Below are 7,968 nucleotides of genomic sequence, written 5' to 3'. Positions count from 1 at the left end.
TCCGTGGAGAACGCGTACAGGCTCAGCCAGCCGACCCCGGCGGCCCGCCCCCCGTGGATTTCCGGGATAAACCGCGGGTACGCGGCCCCGGGTCCCCCGGTGCGGGGGGGTGTTAACCCCCCCCCCCCGGGGCCGTTTATCCTGCGGCTGCTTCTCGAACGGCTACCGGGCGCCCCAGGCCTGGTCGGTGGGGACGACCTCGCGGCCGAGCGGCATGAGGGAGATCGGGATCATCTTGAGGTTCGCCCAGCCGAACGGGATGCCGATGATCGACAGGAACAGCGGGATGCTGGTCACCAGGTGCGCGATCGCCAGCCACCAGCCCGCGAAGATCAGCCAGATGACGTTCCCGACGCAGGACGCCGCCCCGGCCCCCGGCTTCTCCACGGTCGTCCGCCCGAACGGCCACAGTATGAAGCCGGCAATTCGGAAGGACGCGACGCCGAACGGGATGGTCACGATCAGCACGCAGCAGATAATTCCGGCGACGGTATAGGCAATGGCCATCCAGATACCGCAGAAGATCAGCCAAATGACATTGAGGACGAACTCGATCACCTTCATGGCCGACACCTTCTCACGGCTGCTGCTCGGGGTTCCACGATTCAGCCATGCCCGCGCCCGGGCGCGTCTACGCCCTTAGGGGACGTTCCTCGGGGTTTGTTCCGGGGCCGGCGCGGGCGGACGTGCAGGGGCCGCACCCTGCGGAGGGTGCGGCGCCGGTGCGGCGGCTCGGATCAGGCCGGTGGCGTGCCGTCGGGCCAGACGCAGGGGGAGCTGACCCGGAGGGTGAGGTCGTGGCTGGCGTCGGAGACCCCGTCCAGGGTGGCGAGGAAGTCGTTCTTGGGGTTCTTCAGCCTGATCCAGTCGTTGTGGAAATTGGGGGGATCCTGAACCGGCTGGAAGCCCTGGCCGGTCAGGAACGTTCGGAAGGCGTTCGCCGCCTCGGCCTTGGGCGCGGACGGGACGTCGCCGAAGTCGTATCCCCGATGGGTCTGCGTCCTGCCGTGCGGGCCGATGTCGTTGGCGTCGCATTCCATGTCGAAGAAATCGCCCGAGCTCGCGGTCGGTTTGACCGGCAGCTTGGCCAGGGTGTCGGCGAGGTAGGTGTCGATCTGCTTCTTGGCCTGGTCGAGCGTGATCGTGGACTTCGACCGCTCGTTCAAGGTCTGCACGCCGCAGGCGTTCAGGGCCAGTACGGCGACCGCCAGCACGGCGGTGGTGGTGACCCGTTTGATCAGCGGGGTGTGCTCGGTGGTGCTCATGAGACCCGCTTTCCGGCGATGATCTGGCCCATGGAGGTCAGGGTGGGCGAATCGTCGTTCCAGTAGTCCGAATGCCCCGCGTTGGGATTGGTGGGCAGGACCTGCGCGCCGAACTGGGGGACGGTGGTCTGTCGGCCGTGGATCAGGTGGTGGTCACCGTCGCCGAGGCCCCACGAGCTGGCGACGTTGTCGACGATGTTGTCCGCCATCCCGCCGGGGTCGGTGGCGGCGGCCCAGCCGATCGCGTCGGCCGGGCTCTGCGCCACGTACACGCGGGACGGGTCGATGTTCAGGTCCTTGGCGTTTTCGACGCCGCAGCCGGGGCTGGCGATGAGGACGACGTTGTCGACGGGAAGGCCCTTGTCACGCATGGCGTAGCCCACGGTCGTCGTTCCGTAGCTGTGGGCGAGGACGGTGTTGTTCGACAGCTTCCCCTCGTGCGTGGCGTGCAGCCCGGTCTCGAAGGCGTGCAGCTTGTCCTCCGCGTTCTTCGCGTACTTGTCGTCCGCGGCCTCGGGGATGATCGTCTGCGGAGCGTCGTAGCCGACCCAGGTGATCGACGAGGTGGTGCTCGGGTCTTGCGCCTTCCGGTTGGCGTCGTTGGCCGACTTGACCATCAGGTCGGAGCGGTTGATGTCGCTGCCGATGCTGCCGAGCCGGGCGCCGGTGCCGGGCACGTACGTGGAGACGTTGTCGGCGGTGTCGGGGTTGTTGGCCGCGATGATCGCGTGGCCCTTGCCGTTGGTGTCGAAGCCCAGCAGGAAGGTGGGCGGGTGTTCGGCGTTGACCGGGGTGTTCAGCCGGTTCTCGATGGCCGTCACGCCCTTCAGCTTGTCTTCGAGGTCGTCGCGCTTCTGCTTCCACGCCGTGTAGTCGGGGTTCTGGACGGGCCCGCCGTTGGTCTCGGCGACGGACAGGTAGTGCTTCGGCTCCGGGCCGAGGCCGTCGAGCTGGTGTTGGAGGTCCTGCCTGCCGCGCTGGAGGTTGATCCGGTTGGCCTGGTCCCGGGCGAGCGCGGGGACGCCGTCGAGGGCGCCGACCTGGTCGGGGTGGTTGAGGATCATCCGGTGCTGCTGCTCGTCGGTCAGCCCGTTCCACCAGCCCTTGACGCTGTTCGGGTCGGTGCCGGCGGCGGGGACCTGTTCGAGCGCGTTCGCGGCGGCCAGGTCGGTCTTCGCCGTGGCGGCGTCGAGCCCGGTGCCGTCGCTCGCGTTGCCGGCCAGGTGGGCGAGCCGGGCGCTGATCGTCTGGTCCGCGTGGTCGGCCTCGGCGAGTGCGGCCGTGATCCGGCTGCTGATCTGCCGGGCCTGCGACTCTGCGTCGGTGCCGGCGAAGGTGGCGGAGCCGGGGTCGTTGTCCCAGGTGATCCCGCCGTCGGCGGCGACGGTCAGCTTGTGGGTCCTGGCGTCGTCGAGGGCGTTGATCAGGTGCGCCTGGGCGGCGGCGAAGCCCTCGGCCGCGTCGTACAGGGCTCTGCTGACGAGGCCGATCTCCTGTTGGGCGGCTTGGAGTTCGTTCTCCAGGAGCTGGATCCGGGCTTGGGCGTGACCGGCGGCGTTCCCGGTCCACTGGGAGTGGTTCAGTCGGTCGACGACCTCGTGCTGCCAGTTCTCGACGTGCTGGCCGAAGGCGGTGGCCAGGGTGTCGAAGGCGGTCTTCGCGGTGGTGAGGTTGATGAGGTCGGCGTCGTGGAGGGTCTTGATGTCCATCGCTTACGCGGCCGCCTTCGCGTCGGCGGGCTTCACGGGGCCAGGGACGAAGGTCGTGTTGAAGGGGTCCGGTTCGTCGGGGACCGGTGCGGCCGGGTTCCGCATGCTCCCGTGGATGTCCTTCTCGACCTGGCGGTAGTAGGCGGCCGAGGTGGCGAGCTTGGTGCCGACGTCGCCCATGTCGCCGCCGAGCTTGTCCAGCAGCGTCTTCCAGTTCGTGCCGCAGTTCTGGAGGGCGGCGGCGGTGAGCCAGCCCTTCAGGCCTCCGGCGGCCTGGTTGCACGGGTCGGTGATCTTCGCGGTCTCTCCCGGTATGAGTCCGCCGATGTGCTGGGCGCTCTGTCCGCAGCCGTCCAGTTCGGCTGGGTTGACCTTGAACTCCAAGGCCAGATCAGGATCTGCCATGTCTTTCCCCCCGTTGATGAGCCCCGGACCGGCGTGCCGCCCGGGTCCGTGTCGACAAACTGCTGACGGATGCTAACGGATCGATCTTTGGCGGCGGGGAGGGCACGGGCCGGGCGACCTGCCCCGGCGCGGCCGGGGGCCGTGACTCGGGATACCCTGCGGGGGTAACTGGTGGCGGGATCGGTCGGGAGGTGGACGATGGCGGAGCCGCGTCCGGCCGTCCCCCGGGCCCTGCGCCTGCTGCTCCTCGCGGCGCTCCTGCTCGGCATCGTGGCGATGCACACGCTCGGCCATCCGACCGTCGGCGGGCACGGGGTGGAGCACGGGGCAGACCACGGGCCGGCGCGGCACGCCGTGAGCGCCGGTCACCCGGCGGGCGCCGAGGAGACGGTGCACACCGCAGCGGCCGACGGCATGGATCCGATGACGGTGTGTCTGGCCGTTCTCGCCGGCTGGACGTTGCTGCTCCTCATCGCCGGCCCCCTGCTGCGGTACAGCGGTGACGCCGCCGCCGAGGTGAGGGCCCGGCTGCTGCGGGCCGTTCGCGCGCTGCCGCCGCCCGGAGGCGGGCGGATCCTCCTCGCCCGGTTGTCGGTGCTGCGTCAGTAGGCGTGCGCCGGCCGCCCCGTGTCCGCGCTCCGGCGCGGGCGGGACGGCCGTCGCGACGTCCTGCTCACCCACACCCACCGCACGAGGTGCACTCCGTCATGCGCACACCCACCCGTCGTACCGTGCTCGGCGCGGCGCTCGCCGCCGCCGGCACCGGTCTGCTCGCCGCCTGTTCCGCCGATCCGATGAAGGGCATGGACCATGGGGGCGCCGCCCCCACCACCCCGGGCGGCTTCGTCGCCCCCGGCGGCCCCGAGGTCGCCGCCGCCGAGGCGCGGCGAGGGCCCGGGCCGGAGCGCAAGGTCGCGCTCACCGCCACCGAGACGACGCTCGACCTGGGCGGCCGCACCGTCCGCAGCTGGGCGTACGGCGACCGCCTGCCCGGCCAGGAGGTGCGCGCCACGGTCGGCGAGACGCTCGCCGTCAGTCTCGCCAACCACTTGCCGCAGCCCACCTCGTTGCACTGGCACGGCCTCGCGCTGCGCAACGACATGGACGGCGTGCCCGGGCTCACCCAGGACGCGGTGCGGGCGGGCGCCGGCTTCGAGTACCGCTTCGCGCTCGCCCACCCGGGGACGTACTGGTTCCACCCGCACTCCGGTGTCCAGCAGGACCGCGGCCTGTACGCGCCGCTGATCGTCGAGGACCCGAGGGAGCCGCTGCGCTACGACAAGGAGTGGGTCGTCGTCCTGGACGACTGGGTGGACGGGGTCGACGGCAGCACCCCGGACGCCGTGCTCGCCGAACTCGCCCGGGGCATGGGCGCGATGGACCATGCGGGGATGGACCACTCGGCGATGGGCGGCCACGACATGGCGGCCATGGGCGGCACTCCAGCCGGCACCCCGAGCGCCGCCCCGCCCACCGCCGCCGGCCCGTCCCGGATGCTGATGGGCGCCCGCAGCGCGCTGCTCGGCGGCGACGCGGGCGACGTCGGCTACCCGTTCCACCTGGTCAACGGCCGGCTCGCCACCGCGCCCGAGACCTTCACCGCCAAGCCCGGCGACCGGGTCCGGATCCGGCTGATCAACGCGGGCGGCGACACCGCCTACCGGGTCGCGCTGGGCGGCCACGAGCTGACCGTCACCCACACCGACGGCTTCCCGGTCGAGCCGGCCACCACCCAGGCGCTGCTGCTCGGCATGGGCGAGCGCTACGACGTGCTGGTGACCGTCCAGGACGGCGTGTTCCCGCTGACCGCGCTCGCCGAGGGCAAGAACGCCGCCGCGCTCGCCCTGCTGCGCACCGGCGGCGGCGCCGCGCCGGACGCCTCGGTGCGCCCGGCGGAGCTGGACGGCAGGCTGCTCGGCGCGGCACAGCTCAAGGCCGACCCGAGCGTGCGACTGCCCGCCAGGGCGCCGGACCGGACGGTGCGGCTGGAGCTCACCGGCGGCATGGCGAAGGCCGACTGGGCGTTCAACGGCCGCCGGTACGACCCGGCGCAGCGCTACCCGGTGGCGGCGGGGGAGCGGGTCCGGCTGGAGTTCCGCAACACCACGAGCATGTGGCACCCCGTCCACCTGCACGGCCACACCTTCGCGCTGCCCGGTGACGGGCCCCGCAAGGACACCGCGATCGTGCTGCCGGGCGCGACGCTCGCCGTCGACTTCGACGCCGACAATCCGGGCCTGTGGATGGTGCACTGCCACAACGTCTACCACGTGGAGACGGGCATGATGACCGTCCTCGGCTACCGGGCCTGACCTTCGCGGCACGCGGCGTCGGGGCGGGGGAGCGGCCCTGCCCCAGCGCCGCGCGGCCGGCCCGTCGGCGCCCGGCCGCGGGCGCACTGCCACCGGGCGCACCACCCGCCGCGACCTGCGGAGCAATGACGTTTTCTTAACGCGGGGCGATGACGCGTCCTTAACGCCGGTCGCATAGCCTGTCGCACTGCCGTCGCCCGACGGCGCTTTTACGGGGTCTTTAACAAGAGGTGCAAGGTGGTTTCGTCGGGTTCGACGGAGGCGGCGACGGCGGAACCGTCGTCGGCGCGAATACGGTTGCGCGGCTGGCTGCTGGAGGACGTGTCGGCGGACAAGCCGGCCACCGGGGAGGCCGGCCAGGACGGTTCGCAGGGCGGCGCGCAGGCGGGGGACTCCGGCGCGCACAAGGGCCAGCGCTGGTGGCGGGTGATGTGTCTGACCGGCCTGGACTACTTCTCCACGCTCGGCTACCAGCCGGGCATCGCCGCGCTGGCCGCGGGCGTGCTGTCGCCGATCGCGACGATCGTGCTGGTGATCGTCACCCTGCTGGGCGCGCTGCCGGTCTACCGGCGGGTCGCGCAGGAGAGCCCGCGCGGTGAGGGCTCGATCGCGATGCTGGAGCGGCTGTTGTCGTTCTGGAAGGGCAAGCTGTTCGTCCTGGCGCTGCTCGGCTTCGCGGCGACGGACTTCCTCATCACGATCACCCTGTCGGCCGCCGACGCGAGCGCGCACCTGGTGGAGAACCCGCACCTGACCAGCGTCCTCGGCGGCAAGCAGGTGCTGATCACGCTGATCCTGGTCGCGCTGCTCGGCGCGGTGTTCCTGAAGGGCTTCAGCGAGGCGATCGGCCTGGCGGTGGCCCTGGTCGCGGTCTACCTGGTGCTGAACGTGGTCGTGGTGGCGGTCGGCATCTGGAAGATCATCGAGGCGCCGCACGTGGTCACGGACTGGACCAGTGCGCTGACCGCCCAGCACGGCAACCCGGTGATCATGGTGGGCGTGGCGCTGGTGGTCTTCCCGAAGCTGGCGCTCGGCCTGTCCGGCTTCGAGACCGGCGTCGCCGTGATGCCGCACATCGAGGGGGACCCGGACGACACCGAGGAGAAGCCCACCGGCCGGATCCGCGGCACCCGCAAGCTGCTCACCACGGCCGCCGTGATCATGAGCTGCTTCCTGATCACCACCAGCTTCATCACCACCCTGCTGATCCCGGCCGACCAGTTCAAGCCCGGCGGCGACGCGAACGGCCGCGCCCTCGCCTACCTGGCCCACGAGTACCTGGGCGGCACCTTCGGCAGCGTCTACGACCTGTCCACGATCGCCATCCTCTGGTTCGCCGGCGCCTCCGCCATGGCGGGCATGCTCAACCTGCTGCCGCGCTACCTGCCCCGCTACGGCATGGCCCCGCACTGGGCCCGCGCGGTGCGGCCGATGGTGATCGTGCTGACCCTGATCGGCTTCCTGGTCACCTGGCTGTTCGACGCCAACGTGGACGCCCAGGGCGGCGCGTACGCGACCGGTGTGCTGGTGCTGATCAGTTCGGCGGCCATCGCCGTCACCATCGCCGCGTACAAGGCGAAGCAGCGGGGCTGGACCACCGCCTTCGCGATCATCGCGGCGATCTTCCTGTACACCACCGTGCTGAACTGCCTGGAGCGGCCGGACGGTCTGAAGATCGGTGCCTGCTTCATCGCCGGCATCATCCTGGTCTCGCTGCTCTCCCGGCTGCGCCGCGCCTTCGAGCTGCGCGTCACCGATGTGGTGCTGGACGACGTGGCGGAGCGTTTCGTCAGGGACTACGCGCACCGCCCGCTGCGGCTGATCGCCAACGAGCCGACCCACCGCGACGTCGCCGAGTACCGCGACAAGATCCGCCAGATCCGCGCCGACAACGACATCCCCGGTGAGGACGACCTGGTCTTCGTCGAGGTGACCGTCCGGGACGCCTCCGACTTCGAGACCGAGCTGACCGTGCGCGGCGAGGTGCTGCACGGCCGCTACCGGGTGCTGACGCTGGAGAGCTCCAGCATCCCGAACGCGATCGCCGCGCTGGCCCTCACCATCCGGGACCGCACCGGGCAGCAGCCGCACCTCTACTTCGAGTGGACCGAGGGCAACCCCTTCGCCCAGTTCCTGCGGTTCTTCCTGTTCGGCCAGGGCGAGGTGGCCCCGGTCACCCGCGAGGTGCTGCGCGAGGCCGAACCCGACCGCAGCCGCCGCCCGCGCGTCCACGTCGGCTGACGCTCCGCCGTACAACCTCGTCGGCCCGCCCGGTCC

At 71.1% G+C, this 7,968-nt stretch carries 7 protein-coding genes; 3 read left to right on the top strand and 4 right to left on the bottom strand.

What is annotated here, in order from left to right; all coding sequences use genetic code 11:
- Nucleotides 1-162: 162 nt before the first annotated feature.
- The 4 genes from ACFV61_RS25430 to ACFV61_RS25415 form a co-directional block, all read right to left on the bottom strand.
- The gene (locus ACFV61_RS25430; RefSeq protein ID WP_063346584.1) at nucleotides 163-564 is read right to left on the bottom strand and encodes a YccF domain-containing protein; all 402 of its coding nucleotides are present in this window, start codon (nucleotides 562-564) and stop codon (nucleotides 163-165) included.
- Between the two features lie 173 nt (nucleotides 565-737).
- Nucleotides 738-1,265: a hypothetical protein gene (locus tag ACFV61_RS25425; RefSeq protein WP_380339712.1), complete on the bottom strand. Its 528-nt coding sequence runs from the start codon at nucleotides 1,263-1,265 to the stop codon at nucleotides 738-740.
- Nucleotides 1,262-2,974 (bottom strand): alpha/beta hydrolase, encoded by a 1,713-nt coding sequence (locus tag ACFV61_RS25420; protein ID WP_380339710.1) that lies wholly within the window; start codon nucleotides 2,972-2,974, stop codon nucleotides 1,262-1,264. Before ACFV61_RS25420 ends, ACFV61_RS25425 begins: the two co-directional genes overlap by 4 nt.
- A gap of 3 nt (nucleotides 2,975-2,977) precedes the next feature.
- Nucleotides 2,978-3,379, bottom strand: a complete 402-nt coding sequence (locus tag ACFV61_RS25415) for a hypothetical protein (RefSeq protein ID WP_380380759.1) — start codon at nucleotides 3,377-3,379, stop codon at nucleotides 2,978-2,980.
- A 198-nt stretch (nucleotides 3,380-3,577) separates the two neighbouring features.
- Between ACFV61_RS25415 and ACFV61_RS25410 the strand changes: the two genes are divergently transcribed.
- The 3 genes from ACFV61_RS25410 to ACFV61_RS25400 all read left to right on the top strand — a co-directional run bounded on the left by ACFV61_RS25410 (nucleotide 3,578) and on the right by ACFV61_RS25400 (nucleotide 7,932).
- Entirely contained in the window at nucleotides 3,578-3,988 is a 411-nt protein-coding gene (locus tag ACFV61_RS25410; RefSeq protein WP_380494043.1) for a DUF6153 family protein, read from the top strand.
- A gap of 98 nt (nucleotides 3,989-4,086) precedes the next feature.
- Nucleotides 4,087-5,691, top strand: a complete 1,605-nt coding sequence (locus ACFV61_RS25405; protein ID WP_380494041.1) for a multicopper oxidase family protein — start codon at nucleotides 4,087-4,089, stop codon at nucleotides 5,689-5,691.
- Nucleotides 5,692-5,928: 237 nt separating this feature from the next.
- Nucleotides 5,929-7,932: an APC family permease gene (locus tag ACFV61_RS25400; protein ID WP_063346578.1), complete on the top strand. Its 2,004-nt coding sequence runs from the start codon at nucleotides 5,929-5,931 to the stop codon at nucleotides 7,930-7,932.
- Nucleotides 7,933-7,968 lie beyond the last annotated feature (36 nt).

Source organism: Kitasatospora sp. NPDC059817, assembly GCF_042731835.1.
Classification (GTDB): Bacteria; Actinomycetota; Actinomycetes; order Streptomycetales; family Streptomycetaceae; genus Kitasatospora.
Note: the sequence above shows the minus strand (reverse complement) of the source record. Positions and strands in the feature narration are given on the sequence as shown.

Bases quoted from the DNA above. Each gene is read 5' to 3' on its own strand.
- ACFV61_RS25405 (WP_380494041.1), top strand. From the start codon at position 4,087: ATGCGCACACCCACCCGTCGTACCGTGCTCGGCGCGGCGCTCGCCGCC.
- ACFV61_RS25410 (WP_380494043.1), top strand. From the start codon at position 3,578: ATGGCGGAGCCGCGTCCGGCCGTCCCCCGGGCCCTGCGCCTGCTGCTC.
- ACFV61_RS25425 (WP_380339712.1), bottom strand. From the start codon at position 1,265: ATGAGCACCACCGAGCACACCCCGCTGATCAAACGGGTCACCACCACC.
- ACFV61_RS25415 (WP_380380759.1), bottom strand. From the start codon at position 3,379: ATGGCAGATCCTGATCTGGCCTTGGAGTTCAAGGTCAACCCAGCCGAA.
- ACFV61_RS25430 (WP_063346584.1), bottom strand. From the start codon at position 564: ATGAAGGTGATCGAGTTCGTCCTCAATGTCATTTGGCTGATCTTCTGC.
- ACFV61_RS25420 (WP_380339710.1), bottom strand. From the start codon at position 2,974: ATGGACATCAAGACCCTCCACGACGCCGACCTCATCAACCTCACCACC.